The sequence below is a fragment of the Acinetobacter calcoaceticus genome, assembly GCF_051947995.1.
In the GTDB taxonomy this organism is placed as follows: domain Bacteria; phylum Pseudomonadota; class Gammaproteobacteria; order Pseudomonadales; family Moraxellaceae; genus Acinetobacter.
In genome coordinates, this window is record NZ_JBLVVH010000007.1 from 171,494 (window position 1) to 192,473 (window position 20,980).

Annotated in this window: 25 protein-coding genes, 1 tRNA gene and 1 riboswitch; of the genes, 13 read left to right on the plus strand and 13 right to left on the minus strand. The window is 44.6% G+C overall.

Annotation, left to right across the window (positions count from 1 at the left end; translation table 11 throughout):
* The first annotated feature begins 8 nt into the window (after positions 1-8).
* A complete protein-coding gene (locus tag ACNQO6_RS14260; protein ID WP_343579167.1) occupies positions 9-1,148 on the plus strand; it encodes an ABC transporter permease in 1,140 nt (379 codons plus the stop codon).
* Positions 1,149-1,161: 13 nt separating this feature from the next.
* Positions 1,162-2,889, plus strand: a complete 1,728-nt coding sequence (locus ACNQO6_RS14265; protein ID WP_440209388.1) for an ABC transporter ATP-binding protein — start codon at positions 1,162-1,164, stop codon at positions 2,887-2,889.
* Positions 2,890-2,946: 57 nt separating this feature from the next.
* Here the strand turns inward: ACNQO6_RS14265 and rluB are convergent, their stop codons facing one another.
* Genes rluB through ACNQO6_RS14280 form a run of 3 tightly spaced genes read right to left on the minus strand, consistent with a single transcriptional unit; the run spans position 2,947 to position 5,323 of the window.
* Entirely contained in the window at positions 2,947-3,891 is a 945-nt protein-coding gene (gene rluB / locus ACNQO6_RS14270; RefSeq protein ID WP_199974343.1) for a 23S rRNA pseudouridine(2605) synthase RluB, read from the minus strand.
* Positions 3,892-3,932: 41 nt separating this feature from the next.
* A complete protein-coding gene (scpB, locus tag ACNQO6_RS14275; protein ID WP_032874732.1) occupies positions 3,933-4,532 on the minus strand; it encodes an SMC-Scp complex subunit ScpB in 600 nt (199 codons plus the stop codon).
* Positions 4,529-5,323: a segregation and condensation protein A gene (locus ACNQO6_RS14280; protein ID WP_343579169.1), complete on the minus strand. Its 795-nt coding sequence runs from the start codon at positions 5,321-5,323 to the stop codon at positions 4,529-4,531. Before ACNQO6_RS14280 ends, scpB begins: the two co-directional genes overlap by 4 nt.
* Before the next feature lie 246 nt (positions 5,324-5,569).
* Here ACNQO6_RS14280 and ACNQO6_RS14285 point away from each other — a divergent pair, with 246 nt between their 5' ends.
* Positions 5,570-6,286, plus strand: coding sequence for a GNAT family N-acetyltransferase (locus ACNQO6_RS14285; RefSeq protein ID WP_343579170.1), 717 nt, complete (start codon positions 5,570-5,572; stop codon positions 6,284-6,286).
* A 47-nt stretch (positions 6,287-6,333) separates the two neighbouring features.
* Complete coding sequence (locus ACNQO6_RS14290; protein WP_343579171.1) at positions 6,334-6,789, plus strand: hypothetical protein; 456 nt, start codon at positions 6,334-6,336, stop codon at positions 6,787-6,789.
* Positions 6,790-6,818: 29 nt separating this feature from the next.
* On the opposite strand, the gene ACNQO6_RS14295 is transcribed toward ACNQO6_RS14290, so the two are convergent.
* Entirely contained in the window at positions 6,819-7,436 is a 618-nt protein-coding gene (locus ACNQO6_RS14295) for an L-threonylcarbamoyladenylate synthase (RefSeq protein WP_004770885.1), read from the minus strand.
* A gap of 87 nt (positions 7,437-7,523) precedes the next feature.
* Positions 7,524-8,186, minus strand: a complete 663-nt coding sequence (locus tag ACNQO6_RS14300) for an elongation factor P hydroxylase (protein WP_262476017.1) — start codon at positions 8,184-8,186, stop codon at positions 7,524-7,526.
* A 96-nt stretch (positions 8,187-8,282) separates the two neighbouring features.
* Between ACNQO6_RS14300 and ACNQO6_RS14305 the strand changes: the two genes are divergently transcribed.
* From ACNQO6_RS14305 to lysM, 6 genes are all read left to right on the plus strand, one after another.
* Positions 8,283-8,843, plus strand: coding sequence for a YceD family protein (locus tag ACNQO6_RS14305; protein ID WP_004770887.1), 561 nt, complete (start codon positions 8,283-8,285; stop codon positions 8,841-8,843).
* A gap of 75 nt (positions 8,844-8,918) precedes the next feature.
* Positions 8,919-9,104, plus strand: a complete 186-nt coding sequence (rpmF, locus tag ACNQO6_RS14310; protein WP_004638135.1) for a 50S ribosomal protein L32 — start codon at positions 8,919-8,921, stop codon at positions 9,102-9,104.
* A gap of 197 nt (positions 9,105-9,301) precedes the next feature.
* Entirely contained in the window at positions 9,302-10,288 is a 987-nt protein-coding gene (gene fabD / locus ACNQO6_RS14315; RefSeq protein ID WP_440209389.1) for an ACP S-malonyltransferase, read from the plus strand.
* Complete coding sequence (gene fabG / locus ACNQO6_RS14320) at positions 10,285-11,019, plus strand: 3-oxoacyl-ACP reductase FabG (protein WP_004770890.1); 735 nt, start codon at positions 10,285-10,287, stop codon at positions 11,017-11,019. Before fabD ends, fabG begins: the two co-directional genes overlap by 4 nt.
* Before the next feature lie 86 nt (positions 11,020-11,105).
* Positions 11,106-11,342: an acyl carrier protein gene (gene acpP / locus ACNQO6_RS14325; protein ID WP_005229018.1), complete on the plus strand. Its 237-nt coding sequence runs from the start codon at positions 11,106-11,108 to the stop codon at positions 11,340-11,342.
* 205 nt (positions 11,343-11,547) lie between these two features.
* Positions 11,548-12,021 (plus strand): peptidoglycan-binding protein LysM, encoded by a 474-nt coding sequence (gene lysM, locus ACNQO6_RS14330; protein WP_004770891.1) that lies wholly within the window; start codon positions 11,548-11,550, stop codon positions 12,019-12,021.
* An 80-nt stretch (positions 12,022-12,101) separates the two neighbouring features.
* Here lysM and ACNQO6_RS14335 read toward each other — a convergent pair whose 3' ends face one another.
* Positions 12,102-12,869 (minus strand): hydroxymethylpyrimidine/phosphomethylpyrimidine kinase, encoded by a 768-nt coding sequence (locus tag ACNQO6_RS14335; RefSeq protein WP_440209390.1) that lies wholly within the window; start codon positions 12,867-12,869, stop codon positions 12,102-12,104.
* A gap of 93 nt (positions 12,870-12,962) precedes the next feature.
* Here ACNQO6_RS14335 and ACNQO6_RS14340 point away from each other — a divergent pair, with 93 nt between their 5' ends.
* Positions 12,963-13,637 carry an HAD family hydrolase gene (locus tag ACNQO6_RS14340; RefSeq protein ID WP_440209391.1) on the plus strand — a complete coding sequence of 225 codons (675 nt, stop codon included), beginning with the start codon at positions 12,963-12,965 and terminating at the stop codon, positions 13,635-13,637.
* A 49-nt stretch (positions 13,638-13,686) separates the two neighbouring features.
* Here ACNQO6_RS14340 and ribB read toward each other — a convergent pair whose 3' ends face one another.
* Entirely contained in the window at positions 13,687-14,346 is a 660-nt protein-coding gene (gene ribB / locus ACNQO6_RS14345) for a 3,4-dihydroxy-2-butanone-4-phosphate synthase (protein WP_343579178.1), read from the minus strand.
* Between the two features lie 97 nt (positions 14,347-14,443).
* Positions 14,444-14,601, minus strand: a riboswitch (FMN riboswitch).
* Between the two features lie 187 nt (positions 14,602-14,788).
* Between ribB and ACNQO6_RS14350 the strand changes: the two genes are divergently transcribed.
* Both ACNQO6_RS14350 and ACNQO6_RS14355 read left to right on the plus strand, forming a co-directional pair.
* Entirely contained in the window at positions 14,789-15,004 is a 216-nt protein-coding gene (locus ACNQO6_RS14350; RefSeq protein WP_440209392.1) for a hypothetical protein, read from the plus strand.
* A gap of 11 nt (positions 15,005-15,015) precedes the next feature.
* Positions 15,016-16,206, plus strand: coding sequence for a hypothetical protein (locus tag ACNQO6_RS14355; RefSeq protein WP_440209393.1), 1,191 nt, complete (start codon positions 15,016-15,018; stop codon positions 16,204-16,206).
* Between the two features lie 2 nt (positions 16,207-16,208).
* Here ACNQO6_RS14355 and ACNQO6_RS14360 read toward each other — a convergent pair whose 3' ends face one another.
* The 6 genes from ACNQO6_RS14360 to ACNQO6_RS14385 form a co-directional block, all read right to left on the minus strand.
* A complete protein-coding gene (locus ACNQO6_RS14360) occupies positions 16,209-17,999 on the minus strand; it encodes a patatin-like phospholipase family protein (RefSeq protein ID WP_440209394.1) in 1,791 nt (596 codons plus the stop codon).
* Positions 18,000-18,196: 197 nt separating this feature from the next.
* Positions 18,197-18,577: an aspartate 1-decarboxylase gene (gene panD, locus ACNQO6_RS14365; RefSeq protein WP_004655255.1), complete on the minus strand. Its 381-nt coding sequence runs from the start codon at positions 18,575-18,577 to the stop codon at positions 18,197-18,199.
* A 139-nt stretch (positions 18,578-18,716) separates the two neighbouring features.
* Complete coding sequence (pth, locus tag ACNQO6_RS14370; RefSeq protein ID WP_005229025.1) at positions 18,717-19,298, minus strand: aminoacyl-tRNA hydrolase; 582 nt, start codon at positions 19,296-19,298, stop codon at positions 18,717-18,719.
* A 19-nt stretch (positions 19,299-19,317) separates the two neighbouring features.
* Positions 19,318-19,614, minus strand: a complete 297-nt coding sequence (rplY, locus tag ACNQO6_RS14375) for a 50S ribosomal protein L25 (protein ID WP_005229026.1) — start codon at positions 19,612-19,614, stop codon at positions 19,318-19,320.
* 98 nt (positions 19,615-19,712) lie between these two features.
* Positions 19,713-20,666 carry a ribose-phosphate pyrophosphokinase gene (locus ACNQO6_RS14380; protein WP_004770906.1) on the minus strand — a complete coding sequence of 318 codons (954 nt, stop codon included), beginning with the start codon at positions 20,664-20,666 and terminating at the stop codon, positions 19,713-19,715.
* A 100-nt stretch (positions 20,667-20,766) separates the two neighbouring features.
* Positions 20,767-20,841: transfer RNA gene (locus ACNQO6_RS14385), tRNA-Gln, on the minus strand.
* Between the last annotated feature and the right edge of the window lie 139 nt (positions 20,842-20,980).

Below are 20,980 nucleotides of genomic sequence, written 5' to 3' on the forward strand. Positions count from 1 at the left end.
AGAGCACAATGCTAAGTACAATTTTTAAAAGCAAAGTATCTTCTGGCGAAGCAACGGCTGCAACAGGATTATGGCAACTGGCATTAAAGCGATTGAAGTCGGATCGTATTGCGGTAGTTTCCTTTATTGTCGTGCTGTTCTATTTCATCCTGCTGGCCTTATCTATGACCGGTGTCATTGCATCGGACTGGAATAAGGAAGTGGCGGTCAGTTATGCACCACCAACGTTTTTAGGTGCAGATGCCGATGCCTCGTCAACTGAGGAAGCGGCGAAGCTTAACGAAACGCTGCCGGAAAATCCGGTAGACCCATTAAAAGATGTTATCCGCCAGCTCAACAACGAGATCCAGAATGAACAGCAAAGTGGCTACATCGATCATTATGGTGTGGTTGATCCTTTGGCGGAAGATATGCAGCAAATTGATCAGCAACTGGGTGGGCATTTGCTTGAACAAAAGCAGGAGTTAAAAACGACCTTGCCATTTGGGGCCGATAAATGGGGGCAGGATATTCTATTGAAAACCATTAAAGGGGCGGAAACTTCAATTCTGGTCGGTTTGTTGTCAGCGCTGCTGGCCGTGGTGATCGGGACTTTTTTGGGAGCGATTGCAGGTTATTTTGGCGGTTGGGTCGATGATATTCTGAACTGGTTTTATAACATTTTTACCTCGATTCCTTATTTGTTGCTGGTCCTGGCGATTGCCGCAGTACTCCAGCAAAAAGGGATTCTGTCGATTGTACTTATTCTCGGTTTGACGGGCTGGACTGGGGTATTTCGTCTGATTCGTGCCGAATATATGAAACACAAGTCGCGTGAATATGTGCTTGCTGCCAAGGCGATTGGTGTCAGTCATTTACGCCGTATGTTTGTGCATATCTTTCCGAATGTGAGTCATATTGCACTGGTACAGATTTCAATTCTGGTGGTGTCTTTTATCAAATCGGAGGTAATCCTTAGCTTCCTCGGTTTTGGTGTGCCTGTCGGTGTGGTGTCGTGGGGCAGTATGCTGAATGAAGCGCAAAGTGAACTGATTCTGGGGAAATGGTGGCAGCTGGCAGCCGCATCAATGGCAATGGCGATACTGGTCACAGCATTCTCGATGTTTACCGATGCTTTGCGTGATGCACTAGATCCTAAGTTGAAATAGCGGAGAGAACAATATGCAACATCAGAATGAAATACCGCTATTACAGGTAGAAGATCTTCGGGTCAGCTTTAAAGGCGAAAATAAACAGTGGATTGAAACCGTGAAAGGAATTTCATTTTCGATCCCTAAAAATAAAACCGTGGCTTTGGTAGGGGAATCCGGCAGCGGTAAATCAGTGACCTCACTGGCGGTGATGGGGCTATTGCCAAAAGGTCAGAGCCAGATTGCAGAACGCAGCCAGATCAAGTTTGAAGGCAAGGATTTACTGCACCTGTCAGCAGGTGAAATTCGCAAGATTTGTGGTAAAGACATTGCCATGATTTTTCAGGAACCCATGTCCTCATTAAATCCGGTATTTACGGTCGGTGATCAGATTGCTGAAGTGCTGCGTATTCATCTGGGCATGCGGCGCAAGGAGGCCAGAGCCCGGGTATTGGAATTGCTCCGGGAGGTTGGTATTCCTGCACCTGAAACCAAGATTGATGCCTATCCCAGCCAGCTTTCGGGAGGACAGCAGCAACGAGTCATGATTGCCATGGCAATTGCGTGTGAACCGAAGCTTTTGATTGCGGATGAACCGACCACGGCTTTGGATGTCACTATTCAGAAACAGATCATTGATTTGTTAGAGTCATTAAGACAACGTCACCAGATGTCGATGTTGTTTATTACCCATGATCTGGCGCTGGTCGGGGAAATTGCCGATGAGGTGATTGTCATGCGGCATGGGGAAATTCGGGAATGTGGTTCTGTTGAGCAGGTGCTGGAACGGCCACAGGATGTCTATACCAAAGCTTTGCTGCATTGTCGTCCGCAGTTGGCTTCACGACCTTACCGCTTGCCTGTGACCAGTGACTTTATGAAACAGGAACATGGACAATGGGTTGAAGTGAGCCAGTTATCTGACCTGAATCTCAAACAACGTTCTCGTGGTTTAAAGGGAGATGAACAGATTATTTTAGAGGTCAAAGACCTGAAAAAATCTTTTTATAGCCGTAAAGGCTTATGGGGACGAGAGGAGTTTCAGGCCGTGAAAGGGGTGTCCTTTCAACTGGCCAAAGGCAAAACATTGGGTTTGGTCGGTGAGTCGGGTTCGGGAAAAACCACCATCGGGTTGTTATTGATGCGTTTACACCAAGCAACCGGTGGACAGGTGCTGATTGGCGGTAAAGACATTCTTGCCATGAGCGAAAAAGAGTTTTGTCAGTATCAACGCAAGATCCAGATCATCTTCCAGAATCCTTATGCCTCACTCAATCCACGCTTTACCATTGGACAGATTTTACTGGAGCCCATGCGGATTCATGGTATTGGTCAAAATGACGCCGAGCGTAAGAAAATTGCCTTGGAATTATTAGAGCGTGTCAGCTTGCCTGTGCAGGCTTATGATCGTTATCCGCATGAGTTTTCTGGCGGGCAACGGCAACGGATTGCGATTGCACGTTGCTTGACTTTAAAACCTGAGATTTTGATTTGTGATGAATCGGTTTCTGCGCTAGATGTATCGGTACAGGCGCAAGTATTGAATTTATTGCAAGATTTACAGGATGAGTTTGGATTGAGCTATATCTTTATTTCACATGATTTATCGGTCGTGAAATATATTTCAGATCAGGTGATGGTCATGAATCATGGTGAATTGGTTGAAATCGCTAATTCGGATGAACTGTATTTGCATCCACAGCATGAATATACCAAGAAATTATTGAATGCAATTCCACAAGGGATTGCCCATCATTAAAATCAAGTCATAAAAAAACGCTCTGATCAGAGCGTTTTTTTATTTCAAACTCAAGGATTAAAACTTTTTAAAACCTTTGTTGAAACCAATGGTTTTACGACCATTGTTATTGTTGCCATGACCGCCTGAACGTTGCTGTGATTGATCTTGTTCATCATCACGGCGCTGTTGACGTAAATATCCACCTCGACGTGCAGCCATCGGCTTGTCTGCCATACGTTCCGTACGACGTTTTGCCATACCGAATAGACCGGTCCCTTGACGTGGTTTTAACTCGACTGATTTAGCCAAATTGTCGATATCGGTTTTATCCAGTTCCATCCAGCGACCGGTACGTAATTCACGCGGTAAAATCACCGTGCCGTAACGGGTACGTAACAAGCGGCTGACTTTCAGGCTTTGTGATTCAAAGATACGACGTACTTCGCGGTTACGACCTTCTTTAACTACCACTTGATACCAGCGGTTGATGCCGTCACCACCAATTTCAGAGAAAGATTCAAATTTCGCCGGGCCATCTTCAAGCTCAACACCTTTGAGCATGTTGTTGCGAATTTGCGGTGTCACTTCACCCATGACACGAACCGCGTATTCACGCTCAACTTCGTTTGAAGGGTGCATTAAACGGTTGGCAAGTTCACCATCATTGGTGAATAGCAACAGACCTGTACTGTTGATGTCCAGACGACCCACCATGACCCAGCGGTCATTGGCAATTTGAGGTAAATGATCAAATACGGTTGGGCGTTTTTCAGGGTCATTGCGTGAGCAAATTTCACCTTCTGGCTTATAGTAAATCAACACACGACGACGGATTTCGTCTTCAATCTGAAACTGTACTTTACGACCATCGATACGGAGTTCATCACCTGGTTCGATACGTTCACCGACCTGGGCAATACGACCATTGATGCTGACACGACCAGCAGCAATGACTTCCTCCATATAGCGACGCGAGCCGAGCCCGACTCTCGCTAAAACCTTTTGTAATTTTTCACTCATGACAGCACAACCTTAGACATAATGATCAACAGTTCACCTTCTCAAGACTTCGGCGCATGTGCATCGAGAGCCATGAATGCTTCCTTGGCGTTCTGCAGGGGAGGCAATTGACCTAGCGAAGCTAAACCAAAAGCATTTAAAAATTGGGGCGTTGTAATCAACAACGCAGGTCTTCCGGGTAAATCTCTGAAACCGGCTTCTTTAATCCAGTTCCAGTCAAAAAGTGTTCTTAAAATCTGGCTGTTATTAGAGACACCACGAATCTGCTCAATATCGGCACGTGTTACAGGTTGATGATAAGCAATCACTGCGACAGTTTCGAGTAATGATGGCGATAACTTGGTCGGACGTTCCGGCCAGACTTGTGCAATGATATTGCGATATTTGGCGCGCACCTGAAAACGAAAGCCTTGCGCCGTTTCAATCAATTCGATCGAACGGCCATGCTGCAACATGGCAAGTTGCTGCACAAAGGTACGCAATTGTTGCTTATTATATTGGTTTTGAAAGGCTTCTTTTAGACGGGCAATCGAGACTGGTGAGTCACTGGCGAACAGGATTGCTTCGATTTGTAATAAAACATCATGATGAATGTCTTCAAGTGACAGGCTTTCATTTTGTTCTAACTGATCTAGACTCATGCGGAAACTCCCTGAATGGTCAACGGAGCTTCAATACCGGTATGAATAATCTGGATTTTTTGCTGACGTGTGAGTTCAAGTACGGCCATAAAGGTCACCACCATCCCCATACGACCTTGCTGGGGATTTAATAATTCAATAAAACTTAATGCCTCACCTAATGCGAGCTGGCTTTCAATAAAGGCAATACGCTCTTCTAACAAGACGGGTTCTTGCGCCACCACATGGGTGATCGGTTCAGGGCGGTTAAATACACAAAATAATGCATCATGTAAGGCGGCGACATCATAGCCTTCATAAATCGGGGCAATCGGTCCAAGACTGACATTGGCACTAAAGGTATCACGCTCAAAGATCGGCATTTGTCCCAATCGTTCAGCGGCCTGTTTAATCCGTAAATAAGTTTCCAGACGGTCAATCAATTCCTGTTTTGGATCTTTTTCAAACTGATCGACAACGGCAGGTTTGGGCAATAACAGGCGTGATTTCAGGTCGGCCAAAAGCGCGGCCATCACCATATAATCCGCTGTCAGTTCGATATTCAACGACTTCATGCTGTCCATATAAGACAGATACTGGGTGGCAATCGGTGAAATATCCACTTGTAATAAATCAAAGCCATTTTTTTGGATCAAGTAAATCAGGAAATCCAGCGGCCCTTCAAACTGTTCCAGTAAAATTTCAAACGCGGCAGGTGGAATATACAAATCTTCAGGTATGACTTCTTGCCACTCGTCAAGCACGCGAATGGAAGGAGTGGACTCCAAAGTTTGGGGGAGAATTTGGTTCATTACCGTTATAAGCCACGCGAATTTTCAAAAGCATGAAAAGATATAATTTTTGTGCAAGAAAGGCACATGCTACCAAGAGCAGGCTCATTCTACTCGAAAACCCGAATTTAATAAATTGCTGACTTACAAAAACCTTAAACTTCTCAGGGTATTTTTTATATTTATACGTGATCGGCTAGGTCAGCTAAAAAACTTATGCTTAAATGTGCAGCGAAAATCATGTTTGCTTCTCAATTATAAATCGCCATGAAAAAATATTTAAAAACGCAACAGAACCCATTTGGGCAAAGTGTTGGCTTGGCCGTTGATCATCAGCCATGTCCACCCATTCAGCAAAATCTGAAGGGACAATACGTTCAACTACGTCGTATTGACGGTGAAATTTCCGATCAGGCTGCAACTGAAATCTGGCAGGCTGTAGAAACTGAGCCTGATGCGGCATGCTGGACCTATTTACCTTATTCTGCGCCAGAGAGCAAAGCACAACTAAAACAATGCTTAGACGATTTATTTGGCTTTCAGGGTTCCACTCATTTTCTGATTGAAGTGGATGGCAAAGTTCAGGGCTGGATTGCGCTGTTAAATCCAAGACTGGCATACGGTGCCATTGAGATCGGTAATGTGTACTATTCCCATCAGATGAAAAAATCCAAAGCGTCGACCGAAACCATATTCCTACTGCTACAACAATGCTTCAAGCACGGCTTTAGACGGGTAGAGTGGAAATGTGATGACTGTAATGCACCTTCTAAAGCAGCGGCTTTACGCTTTGGTTTTCAGTATGAAGGTCTATTCCGCCAAGACCGTATCACTAAAGGCCGTAACCGCAATACCGCGTGGTTCTCAATCATTGATGAGGAGTGGCCAGACTTGGAGAAAATCTATCTGCAATGGTTGAGTCCTGAAAATTTTGATGCACAGGGATTCCAGAAACAGCGGTTATCAGACTTTTTTGAATTCTGATTTGTTGTTCGTCGTTTTAATGAGAAATATTGCGGTATACCAATTCAATGAAAAGAAAAATAATTGTTGGCCTGATGCTGACCTTACCGGTTGTTCTGATCGGGAGTTTTTTTGTCTGGAATAATCCTTCTGTTCAAAAAGAACTGTTAAGGCAGTATTTGGGCCGAATGATCGTCAGTAAGATTAATCATCGCGCCAATCCGACTGCATATAAATGGGGGATGGATATTCAGGCGGTCAATCATTACCCGAAGATCAAGGTGAAAATGAAACTACGGGCAGGTAAAGCGGATGATAAGCTCAGCGCTGCACAGCTTCAACAGCAAAGCTGTGCCTTCCTGAATAATTTTCAAATACTTAAACAAAATGCAAGAACTAAAGTTTATGGTCTTTTGATTGAAGATCGACTTTCATTTGAAATCGAGGTTTTTAATCAAGCAGGCCAGAAAATACAAAGTGCCAATCAGATTCTGGCTGAATGTCCCAAATTTCCGTATGGCTAAGGTTTAGCCAAAGAAACTGACACCAGTCCTTATTCAAAAGCACTGACATCCCCCACACCACGACGCACGATTTCAGGATTTTCTCCTGACAGGTCGACAATACTGGTGGTTGATAAGGTCCCGAAACCACTGTCGATAAACACATCAATGCGTTTACCCAACTGGTTTTCAATATCGTATGGATCATCCAGTGGATCTTTCTGATCCGGCAAGATTAAGGTACTGGTCAGTAACGGTTCACCGAGTTCTTTTAATAAAGCTTGTGCAACAGGATTACTTGGAATACGCAGACCAATGGTTTTTTTCTTCGGATGCATTAAACGCTTGGGTACTTCGCTGGTCGCTGGCAAAATAAATGTGGTGACTGCGGGCGTATTATTTTTTAATAAACGATACATGGCATTATCGACTTTGGCATAGGTCGCAATGTCAGAGAGGTCACAGCACATAATGGCATATTGATGCTTTGGCCCCAGACCACGAATTTGCGCAATACGTTCCATCGCATTTTTATTTCCGATCTGACAACCGATGGCGTAGGCTGCATCGGTCGGATAAATCACCACATCCCCAGCACGAATACGTTCCACTGCTTGTGTGATTAAGCGTGCCTGTGGATTTTCGGGATGAATATGTAAATGCAACATCTTTGAACTCCCTGATCTATATGGCTAAATTGAGTATGAAGCGGGTTGCGGTCAAGTTGCAAGCATTAGATGTGACAATTTTGTCCTTTAATCAAGGTCTTCACGTTTAAATTCATCGAGTTGTAACGGTCGGCCATGACGGGTACATAGACAGATGTAATGAATAAAATGCGCAGCGTCGCGTGGTAACTTGGCTTCACCTGAAAAATAACGCTGTACTTGCATAAAGACATGATCTTTAAATTGCTGACCATTACCGCCATCGCCAGTCAAGTTATCTAAAGAGACACGGAATTTCCGGCCGAAAGCCTTTGCAAACAACCATTCAATGGCTTGTGGCTTGATTTCAACCTGTTCAAACAGTGCCTGCTGTTCAGCTGTCCGACCATCTGGCGCATACCAGTATCCCAGATCCGGAAGGAGACGACGCTGTGCACCCGAGATGCTCCAGTGACTAATTTCATGCAGTGCACTATTAAAAAAACCGTGGGCAAACTGGATTCTTGCAGGCTGTCCATTTTCTGCCGGGAAATATTCTGGTTCAAAATCACCTTTAACTAGTGTGACATTATGGTGGGAAAACCAGTGATTAAAGTGTAAAATAAGCCAATCGACCTGTTCTGGTTCTGATGTTAACTTTTGCCAAGATGAGCGTTGCACTTGATCTGGCGTTAATGCAGGAGCAGAGGTTGAATGGGTGCTTACAAGTAATGAAGTTGTTACTTCAAGTTGCGGCTGCAACAGGTGCATTGCTTAATTTACCCCGAGTTCTGTCTAAAGAAGTGCAAAATTGTATCTTAATCTTTGACAGAGTACCGATGAATTTGTAGAATTGCCGCCTTAATTATGTCAGCAAATACCTTTCCGGCACAGATTGAGCCGTTTAAATGGGCTGAACAGGGCTTTACATGGTCAGGCACACTGCCATTGTCTCGCTTTGCTCGTATCGCTCGTGAAGCTGTTGGATCAATTAATGATCGATTGATCAACATAGACTGTAAGCTATCAATGGATGCATATCATCGCATTGTATGGCTGGATGGACGTATTGAAACGAAAGTTCCAATGGAATGCCAGCGTTGTCTGGATACTGTTGAAACTGAACTTGTTTCAGATTTTCATTTAGCCTTGATCGATGATGAGTCACTGATAGAGCGCTTGGATGAGGATGCTGATTTCATCGTTTTAGGTGAAAGTGAATCTTCGAAAAAAGGTGATTTTGATACACCTGCTTCGATTGATTTGCTCGCACTACTAGAAGATGAACTGTTATTGTTGATGCCTTTATCTCCCAAACATGATGTTTGTGAGCATAAGCATCGACCTGCCATTCAGGACGTTGTCGAAGAGAAACGGGATAACCCGTTTGATGTTTTGGCAAGTTTGAAGGGTAAACTTAACTCATAATTTGTGATATAATGTTGAGTTAAGACAACTGAATTTGTTTCTGATCCATTTTTTCGATCTTTGTAAGGAGCCATCATGGCCGTTCAGCAAAACCGTAAAAGTCGCTCTCGCCGTGACATGCGCCGTTCACATGACGCTTTAACCGAGAATGCATTATCTGTAGACCAAACTACTGGTGAAACTCATCGTCGTCACCATGTGACTAAAGACGGTATTTACCGTGGTCGTCAATTATTCGCTAAAGCAGCTGATGCTGAATAATTGAACCATATGCATTAAGCGTTAGCTTAAAGTATAGAAAAAATGGGAGCGAAAGCTCCCTTTTTTGTTGTTTTTCGCAATTAAAAAACGATTTAATCAATGGTAAATTGCCGCATCGGAAAAGAGTCTGTTGTCATTCTCATGTAGAATCATGAGTGTTGATGAAATTGGCGATAGACCATTTTAAGGATTTTTATATGTCGACTAAGCGACTTGAGCAGGCTGCTCAAGCAACAAAAACAGCATTTGTTTTTCCTGGTCAGGGTTCACAAAAAGCGGGCATGCTGGCTGAACTTGCAGAGCAGTTTAGTGTCGTTCAAGACACATTTGCAGAAGCATCGGCAGCACTTGGTTTTGACCTTTGGCATATTGCCCAGAGCGGTGAAGGTTTAGACCAGACTGAAAATACCCAGCCTGTGTTATTGACTGCAAGTATTGCCTTATGGCGTGTGTGGTTAGAGCTGGGTGGAATTGTACCAAAGTACCTTGCAGGGCACTCATTAGGGGAATACAGTGCGCTTGTTGCAGCAGAAGCCATGACTTTAGCTGATGCGGTTAAACTGGTTCATTTACGCGGTAAATTAATGCAGAGCGCTGTTCCTCAAGGCGAAGGCGCGATGGCAGCGATTTTGGGCCTGGCAGATGACAAGGTGGTTGAACTTTGTGACAAGGTCTCTGCTGCAGGACAAGGTTCTGTTGAAGCTGCAAATTACAATGCACAGGGTCAAGTTGTGATTGCTGGTAGTGCTGCATTGGTTCAGCAAGTGATGGCAGAAGCAAAAGAGCAGTCAGGTAAAGCGATTGCGTTGCCAGTTTCAGTGCCTTCACATTGTACCTTGATGAAGCCGGCAGCAGAAAAGTTTGCTGAAGCTTTGGAACAAACTGCCATTGAGCTACCATGCCTTCCTGTAATACAAAATGTCAACGCGGAAATCGCGACAGATGTTGAGCAGTTACGTCAGGCATTAACTGCCCAATTGTACCAGTCGGTTCAATGGACACGTACCATGCAATATCTGCAAGATCAGGGAATCCAGTACATGGTTGAATGTGGACCAGGGACTGTGCTCAGCAATCTTGCCAAGCGATTACCGAACATAGAAAAAGCATTTGCCATTGATAGCAAAGCACGTATGGAAGATGCCCTAAACGCAGTGTTAGTGGCAGAAGGAAAAATTGCATGACACAACAACGAAAAGTTGCGTTAGTGACAGGAGCAAGCCGCGGTATTGGCGCTGCAATTGCACAGCAACTCATTCAAGACGGTTTTTTTGTGGTTGGCACCGCAACTTCTGAATCAGGCGCGCAAAAGCTGACAGAAAGCTTTGCTGAACATGGTGCAGGTGCTGTACTCGATGTACGTGATGGCGCTGCGATTGATGCACTGGTTTCAGACATCGAGCAAAAATACGGTTCGGTGCTGGTGTTGGTCAACAATGCAGGCATTACCAAAGATAATTTGTTGCTTCGTATGTCGGAAGATGATTGGGATGACATTCTCAATATTCATCTCAAAGCCGTATACCGCTTATCTAAGCGTGTATTGAAGGGCATGACCAAAGCACGTTTCGGCCGCATTATTAATATTAGTTCAGTGGTTGCTCATTTTGCCAACCCTGGACAAGCGAACTACTCGGCAGCAAAGGCAGGGATTGAAGCGTTCAGTCGTAGCTTAGCCAAAGAGATGGGGAGCCGTCAGATTACAGTGAACAGTGTTGCACCTGGTTTCATTGCCACTGAAATGACTGATCAGTTAAGCGAAGAAATTCGTAAAAAAATGACTGATCAAGTAGCTTTAAATCGTCTAGGTGAACCTCAAGATATTGCTGATGCGGTGAGTTTCCTTGCCAGCGATAAGGCTAGTTACATTACTGGTACAGTTTTACACGTAAATGGTGGTCTATACATGGCCTAACTGGCGATGTATAAACTTTTAAAAATTTTTATATTCAATTAAACTAGTGGCAAATTAAAACGCCACAAGCAATGAGGAGAATTCCTGTGAGCGATATCGAACAACGCATCAAACAAGCTGTAGCTGAACAATTAGGTATGCGTGCTGAAGAGATTAAAAACGAAGCATCTTTCATGGATGACTTAGGTGCTGACTCTTTAGATTTGGTTGAACTTGTAATGTCTTTCGAAAACGATTTTGACATCACGATTCCAGATGAAGATTCAAATGAAATCACAACTGTTCAATCTGCAATCGATTACGTAACTAAGAAACTTGCTTAATCAGCTTGCATGATAAAAAAGCCACCGTCAGGTGGCTTTTTTATGTGCTGTAGAATAAGGGGAAATAAATATTCCTTAGTTTTAGAAGATATACATATATTTACAAGACCGCCTTAAATTGAAACTTGAGTCACTTTTTTTTTAGGTATAACTAAAGTAAGTCTATTTTGACGATTTGAGATTAATAATTACAGAGGTAATAACAATGGGTCTTTTTGATTTTGTTAAAGGTATCGGTAAGAAAAATACAGCACCAGCAGAGCCACAAGCTGCGCCAGCAACACCAGCTGAACCATCAGCTCAAGAGATTGCAAATAAATTATTAGGTTTGATCAAGAGTTTGGGCCTCGGGGTTGAAGGCTTGTCTGTAACCTATAATGGCACGACAGATACCGCAACAATTAAAGGGCAGGTAAAAAGTCAGGCGGATAAAGAAAAGATTGTACTGGCAGTGGGTAACATTGACCATGTTGCACAAGTGGATGATCAGATGACCGTAGAAGCACCTGAGCCGGAAAGTAAATTCTATACGGTGAAATCAGGAGATAACCTGTCTAAGATTTCAAAAGAATATTATGGCGATCCGAACCAGTACAACAAGATTTTTGAAGCGAATCGTCCGTTACTTAAAAATGCAGATGACATTTTCCCGGGACAAGTATTACGTATTCCACAATAATCTGTTGGAACTAAAAAAGGCGCTTGATGCGCCTTTTTTTAGTGAAACTTTTTAGCAGAATGTACAAGATTTTGTTGTGCTTAAAAGCGTTTTGGAATCTTTTGCCCATTGGGTACAGGGGTTTCTGCCTGTTTCAGGACGCCAAACAACCAGGTTTCGGCATGTTGAACGGCAATTTTTAATGAGTCACCGAGTGCTAGACGACCTGCAATGAAGCTTGCCAAAGAGCAACCTGAACCGTGATATTGACCTTCTAAGCGTGGACAGCGGCTTTCTGCAAGCATTTTTCCATCTGCATAGAGCACATTGCGGATATGATCAGGGGTATCTTCATGGCCACCTTTGACCAATACTGCTTTTGCACCCATTTCAAACAGTTTTTGCGTGGCTTGTTCAATATCTTCCAGACCTGTTAAAGCTCTTAATTCAACCGTATTGGGCGTGATTACCGTCGCTAAAGGAATCAACTCCACGAAGGCTTTCACTAATGTGGCTTGATCACCGAGTGAACCGCCGCTATTTGCGACTAAAACAGGGTCTAGGACATAAAGATAGTCTGGATGGGCGCGCAAGAATTCAGCCAGTGCAGCAATATTATCGGTTGTGCCCAGCATGCCTGACTTTACACATTTAATCGTCAAGTCACCGACCACGGCATTGGCCTGTGCAAGGAGCAATTCTTTTGAGGTGGCTTCAAAACCAAATACTTGTTGTGAGTTTTGGATGGTTAATGCGGTACAGGCAATGGCAGCATGCGCACCACTTTGTCCAATAGCTTCAATATCTGCCTGTAAGCCAGCCCCGCCAGATGGATCTAAACCTGAAAAACAAAGCACGGTCGGACGCACTACAATTTCCTTTTAGTCTTCAATATACGGTAGTATAGGGAAGTTTCGAGAAACTCTCGACTCTGTTGTGTAAGGCTGCAAGAGATTGAACGAATGACGATCAAAAATATTCTCATCGATTTAGATGGGACGCTGACTGACCCTAAAACAGGAATTCATGGTTCAATTCGTTTTGCTTTGCAAAAGTTAGGTCAACCTTTGACTGATGACGTGGATCTGGACTGGACCATTGGCCCACCCTTAAAAGCTTCTTTGGCAAAATTACTCAATACTCAGGATGATGAACTGGCTGAGCAGGCATTACTGGCTTACCGTGAGCGGTTTTCAGTGACTGGCCTATTCGAAAATGAAGTCTATCCGTCAGTTGTAGAAACCTTGCAGCAATTACAGGCTGAAGGCTATCGATTATTTCTCGCTACCGCCAAGCCTGTGGTCTTTGCCAAACAAATTTTAGCTCATTTCAAGCTAGATCAGTATTTTACCGCCATCTATGGCAGTGAACTGACCGGTGAGCGGACTAATAAAGCGGACTTGATTGCCTATATTCTTGAGCAAGAACATCTCGATGCCCAGCAATGTATCATGGTGGGGGACCGTCAGTATGACATTATGGGTGCACGTGCCAACGGGATTGAAACCATTGCCGTTAATTATGGTTATGGTCGGGCAGAGGAACTGGCTCAGGCACAGCCTGTAACGCAAATTTCTCAATTTAGCCAGCTCATTGAAACGGTGGCTGAACTGAATGCAGAACGTAAGGTTTCTTAAAATCCAGATAATAAAAAAAGCCTCGAAAGATCGAGGCTTTTTATTTTAATTAAATATTGTGTTTGAGACGGTATTGCACCAGTTCTTCAATGCTGATCACGGTCAAGCCATGGGTTTGTGCATAAGCTAACACTTGAATACCTGATGCCATTGAACCATCCGGGTTGGTCAATTCGCATAATACGCCAGATGGTTTTAAACCTGCCAAACGCGCCAGATCAATCGTACCTTCGGTATGGCCACGACGGGTCAGAACACCACCTTCACGTGCACGTAAAGGGAACACATGACCTGGACGGCTTAGATCACTCGCCACAGCCCCCTCTTTGGTGGCTGCCAAAACGGTGGTGACGCGGTCTTTGGCCGATACGCCTGTGGTTACGCCTTGTGCTGCCTCAATGGTCACAGTAAACGCAGTTTTAAACTGGCTTGAGTTATCCACCACCATCGGTGGAAGTTCTAAATGATCTGCCAGTGCTTCAGTCAAACATAGGCATACAATACCTGAACCATCCCGGATCATTTGCGCCATGGTTTCAACAGTCAGTGTTTCGGCTGCAATAATCAGGTCAGCTTCGTTTTCACGGTCGAAGTCATCCATCACCAACACAGGTTTGCCTTGGCGGATATCTTCTAAAGCTTGTTGAATACGTTGTTCAGCAGGGGAAAGGGCTGAGAAGAAAAGTTCGGGTTGAATTAAACTAGACATAATGAAACGCTCTCGTAAATAGGATACGGTTGAACATTTCAGGACTGATGTAAAAAATAAGCGTACACCAAAACAACGCAAAAGCGTGTTTCAGTGGTTTCGTCTTCTTTCATCCGGACTATACCGTCGGCTTTGGCATCTCACCAAATCTGCGAGTATATAAAAATATATACAGGCTCGTGGGCTGGTTAGGTCATTTGATTGTGTTGCCTAACTTACCACCGGTGGGGAATTTCACCCCGCCCTGAAGCGATGTACGTCGATTATAGCCAGATTTTTAAGTGAAAAGGCAACTTTTTATAGAATGTATCGTTCTATAAAAATGAAGAAAATTGCTGAGACTTGACGCTATTTTCTATCATGATCAGTGCAACTGGTAATCCATTTCAATTGAGCATAGACTGAAAAGATAAAACAACAATAATCTGGAGGAGGCTCTATCATGGAAAAGACAGATAAAACCCAACTGGAACAGCTAGCACAGCAATTACATCGGCCTGTCATGAGCCTGAAGGCATTTTCTCAATTAAACCCGCAGGAGTTGGCTTGGCTCAACCAGCAATTACAACATACCCTAGAACATGAAGATCAGAAAATGAATCAGAGTTTGTATCAAACTCCTTTTTTTCTACGTTGGCTGTTCCGAGATAAAGCCTAGGGGGCAAAGCAATGACTCGACTCGCGGTACAGGCAGAGATAATCAAATTGGCGCGTATCTTGAAGGTCACCGAAGCGGAAATAGCCTTTCTGCAGCCTTTTGCGCCAGAAAATTTAAGACAATTCCGTTTTGCCATATTAGAGCGATTACAAAATCAGCAAAAAAAGCGCTTCCGTTATTTGGCTGCCTGGGTGAACTGGTTGCCGCGCTGGATCAGTGTATTTATGGTGAAGCATTCTTTAGAACCCTTTATCGTGGCACAAATTGCCGTGTATTTATCGACAGAAAGTTCTTATCGCATCGTAAAGCATCTACCAGCCGAAACTGTAGCCGCTATCTCTGTATATCTTGACCCACGTTTGGCAAGAGAGTTGTTGGGCTATCTCACTACACATCAGATTATGGACATCACCAAAGTTCTACTGGAACAACGTGACTTTGTTACCATAGGCCGTTTCGTCAGTATGCTGTCCGATGCGGTATTACAAGATGTGGCGCAAGTGGTCGAGAGTGAAAGTGATTTGCTGGAAATTGCATTTTTTATTGAGTCACGTGAGCAAATTGACCATCTGGTGCATGTCTTACCGAAACAGCGGATCGAGAAAGCGTTATTGATTATTGGTGATCCGGCACAGCGCCTCATCTGGCCAAAAGTTTTGGCCTTGATGAGTTACATCAGTTATGGGTTGAAGCAGGAGCTGGGTGATCTGGCGGTTCTGCAAGGCGAGCCTGTGATCAATGCGATTATTCAGGCTGCGCAAGAAGATCAGTTGTGGGAAGATATGCTACCGGTGGTGGCTTGCCTGTCAGCACCAGCTCAGCATTTTGTTGCTAATTTGCCGGCCTTAAGACGGGTCGAGATTATCCAGAGTATTGTCGAGGCGGCTGACCGTTGTGACTTATGGACAGATATGCTAGTGATTGTCAATTATATGCAAGATGAGGCCAGAGACGTGGTCGCCTGCGCGATTGCGCAAATTGATGAGCAGGTCCTGCATCATATTGCCTATGCTTCGTTGTTGCGTTCCCAGTGGGAAGTGACATTTGATATCATGCGGCGCATGCCTGTTGCAAAGCAACAGGAGTGCCATCGAATCCTTGATGGCTACATGCAGCAGCTAGATCCTGAAACCTATCAATATTTAGATACATTGCTGGAGCGTTACCAGATTCAGTCCGCTATGGCCGGATCGGGAAACTAAATTCAAGAAGAAGGAAGCGTATCCCGAATAGGCAATAGCATTTCGAGCGCATGTTCATATCCGCGTTCGACCAGTTCATCCAGTTTATGCCAGTCAAACATACCAATTCCTTCAATCGGCATACGTATGTGTAAATTCGCCCGTTCAATCGCGGCACTTTGAATCATGGTATCGCTGGCAAGGGTCGCAGTACGCATCAGGATCTCTGCCAGTCGTGGTGCGTGTAACAGCTTATCTTTAATAATTTTATTCCAGTTGAGCAGGGCACTCTGATCGGGTTCTTCCAGTCCGATACCGGGAACGCGAATATCATCATGCAAGCTGACATTGCTAGCAATAATGGTGCCTCTTTCCAGATTTTGCATGACATCGGTGGGCAGGTTATTGATCACACCGCCATCGCAGAGCAGGTTTTCATGCCAGGCCACAGGGGGTGCAACGCCTGGCACACTCATACTGGTGCCAACCCAGGTGGCAAGTTCACCCTGATCATGAATGACCGCTTGTCCAGTGGTCAGATTGGTAGAGATGCAGTAATAGGTCTGTCTGAGTTCTTCAATCCGTCGTTGCCCAAAGATGGCATGCAGGCGACTATGGAAACGCTGTCCCCGAATCAGGGAAACCCGCGGCATGGTGTAATCATTCAGATAGTTACGTGCCACAAAAGTTTCATAGGCGATATGCGTCATCTCGACACTATCAAAACCACATGCCACCAGCGCCGCAACAAATGCCCCCATACTGGTTCCACCGACAATATCAATCGGGATATGTAGCTGTTCTAGGGCGCGAATCAAACCGATATGCGCGAATCCACGTGCACCGCCACCACCCAGTACTAACCCAACCCCCTGACTGGAAATCTGACGCGCCACAGCACAGATGTCATTTTGCGCCCAAGGGTGGACAAAATAATGGGCGCGGGCATGATAAAGCTGCTTCCATAAGAGGGTGTGGGGGGATGGATCACCTTCAGAACGCAGCAAAACCAGTTCGATCGGGCTTTGCCAGTCATGTTGACTGAGCACATGCGAGAGTGGGGTTTGAGTCGGGGTCTGATTGGCTTCTGCCAGAATCAGAATCCGGTCCGCCTGATGTAAACAGCGTTTTGACCATTCATCTTCGCTATTATCGGCAGCATACAGGACATAGCAATGTTTTTCTTCCAAGCTGGCAAGCCACTGTCTGAGCTGTAAATCTGCAGGGCTATAATCCAATGGGGTTTGACTGAAACCAGCCCCAAACAGGGCATCGACATGCGCGGCAGTCACCAACCGGACATGTGGCCAGCGCTGTAAGTGTTCAGTCAGTTTTTCAGCCAAATGCGTGGCGGGAATATGGGCCGAAACAGGAATCACGGAAAGCGTTCGGCTGCTTCCCATGGCATGACAATGTTGTTGTTCGGATTGTGAACGATGAATGATCAGCCGGGATAAAGCGAACAGGACTTTGGGATGCTGATGGATGAAATCCAGAAATTGTTGTTGTGGAATACCAATGAGAGCAGTGTCCCGAACTGCATTGACTGTGCAATGATGTGGCTGATTCGAAATCACACCGGTTTCGCCAACCAGTTCATGACGGCCATAGTAGGTCAACACTCCCGTTGTGGTAGTGAGCTTGACCCGCCCATAAATCACAATATAAACATGATCGGCAATATCATGGGCACAATACAGTTGTTGTCCGGTTTGTAGATGACGAATATGGCAAGCGAGAGTCAAGCTCTCAAGTGTTGAATCATCCAATTCAGCAAAGAGGCTGACTTTGCTGAGAATATTAAGCATATCCATATTAATCAAATTATCGTTATTGTCTGTTTATTAAACAAAGCTAGGCGATGTTTTTCAAGACTGTTTGCGTAAAATCAGGCTTGAGTTGAAGTAGGGCAGCTTTTATGCGAATAGGGGAGGAAAATTTGGGGTGCCAATAAAAAAAGCCATGAGCAGCTTCATTCGCGGCTCATGGCTTTTTAGGAATCTTTTATGCTTTATGCAATTTGTACCGGAATACAGTTTGCGGTGTGATTCACGGTATTGTCCGGGTTTGCATACACCAGACGTGGTTTGTGAAGATTGGCTTCAACTTCAGTAAAATCACCGAAAGTTGCGATAATCACTAAATCACCCACATCAGCTTGATGGGCTGCGCCACCATTGACTGAGATAATGCCTGAATCGTCTTCACCACGGATTGCATAAGTGGTGAAACGTTTGCCATTCGTAACGTTCCATACGTGGATTTCTTCGTATTCACGAATTCCTGCCAAGTCCATTAATACGCCATCAATTGCACAAGAACCTTCATAATGAAGTTCTGCATGTGTCACAACTGCACGGTGAATTTTACATTTTAATAAACGAGATAGCATGGCTAGCGTCTCCTGAGTAAGACCTAAGATCAATATCTTATGGTTGACTTGTCACGTTTTCCGCGGGCTAGGGGCGGTTTGATGCGCATTTTGCGCCTAAAAATGCAATATGGCAAGCGTGATTGATCAACAATTCAGTTTAAGCGGGTTTGTAAGCGTTAATTTGATTCATTGCCTGTGATACTTGTCCGTCAACAAGCATTTTCACTTTCGATAAGGCATGATCAATGGCTGCATCCATTAAAGCTTGTTCACTACTAGGCGCTTTGCCGAGCACATGACCAGAAACACGTTCTTTAGAGCCTGGATGTCCAATGCCAATGCGTAAGCGATGGAAATTCGCACCGATATGCGGAACGATATCACGAAGACCATTATGTCCGCCGTGTCCGCCACCTGTTTTTAAACGGATGATGCCGGGGTCCATATCCAGTTCATCATGGGCAATTAAAATTGCTTCTGGTGCAACCTGATAAAATTTGGCAAATGGGACAACACTTTGACCAGAACGGTTCATAAAAGTGGTGGGAAGTAATAGACGTACGTCGCGACCTTCAATTTGACCACGACCGCTGTATCCATGAAATTTAGGGTCAGCTTTTAGGGAAATGCCATAACGGTCTGCAAGCTGTTCAACGAACCAGAAGCCTGCATTATGGCGAGTTTGGGCATATTCCTTTCCAGGGTTGCCCAAACCGACAATTAGCGAAATATTTGACACTAATTTACGCCTTTAACACTTATGCGCGTTTGAAGTCAGCGTGCATAGGTGTGTTTTTTGCTGGGTGACGTTGTAACGCTTGGATTTTAACGTTTTCAACTTTGTCACCGATTTTGATTTCGATCACTTCTTCGAAGAAAGCATTGTTTTCTAAAGCTTTAACGATTTCGCGAAGCTCTAAAGTGATTGCTACAGGCTCAGCGCTACCACCGTAGATGATTGCTGGAATTTGTGAAGCGTGACGAAGGCGGCGGCTCGAACCTTTCCCTTGTTGTGCGACTTCACGTGCTTGAGCGTTTAATACGAAGTTTGCCATGGGCATATCCTCAATGGAGTTTAATGAACTAAACTTGCGACCAGTTTAGTGATAGAAAAACCCTAGCGAGCTAGGGTTTAAGAAAAAAAGCTGGGCTATTATAGATAACTATCGAACATTGCGCTAATAGATTCTTCGTTGTTAATACGACGAATTGTTTCAGCAACCATGCTCGCAACCGAAACCTGGCGAATTTTGCCGAGGCTCAAGGCTTCATCTGAAAGTGGAATGGTGTCTGTAACAACCAATTCATCAATTACAGAATTACGAAGGTTATCAATGGCTTTGCCAGATAAAACAGGGTGGGTTGCATAAGCAACGACACGACGAGCACCAAACTGTTTTAGTGCATCGGCAGCTTTGCAAAGCGTACCTGCTGTATCGACCATATCATCAACGATGACACAGTCACGATCTTTTACATCACCAATCAAATGCATCACTTGTGATTCATTTGCTTTTTGGCGACGTTTATCAATGATGGCTAAATCGATATCACCCATTTGCTTGGCAACAGCACGGGCACGAACAACACCACCAACGTCAGGTGAAACCACCACGAGGTTATGATGTTGTTGTTGACGTAAGTCAGCCAGTAGCGCTGGCGTACCGTAAATGTTGTCAACCGGGATATCAAAGAAGCCTTGAATTTGGTCTGCGTGTAAGTCAATCATGACTACACGGTCAATACCTACAGTTGTCAGCATGTCTGCAACAACTTTGGCAGTGATCGGTACACGTGCAGAACGTGGACGACGATCCTGACGGGCATAACCGAAGTAAGGAATGACGGCAGTGATACGACCAGCACTTGCGCGACGCAAAGCATCAGCCATCACCAAGATTTCCATCAGGTTATCATTGGTTGGGGCACAAGTAGATTGGACGATAAAAACGTCTTTACCACGAACATTTTCAGTAATTTCAACTGAAATTTCCCCATCAGAGAACTTGCTTACAGAAGCAGCACCGAGTGGGATATGTAAATGGCTTACGACTTTTTGGGCGAACTGTGGATGAGCACTTCCACTAAAAACGACAAGATTGGGCATGAAGCACCTGAGCGAGGGTTAAGCGAAGCTATGCTTCGACCGAGCGCAAGGGAAAAATTTTTAATTTTTCCAACGGGTAATTTGGAAACAATCTATTATATGGCAGGGGCGGCTGGATTCGAACCAACGGATGCCGAGATCAAAACCCGGTGCCTTACCACTTGGCGACGCCCCTAATGCGGCAGAACTTTAATCGTTTTATAGGACAATGTCAATATATTTGAGCAAATATCGATACAAAACAAGTCTGTCTAAAGATATGGCAGGGGCGGCTGGATTCGAACCAACGGATGCCGAGATCAAAACCCGGTGCC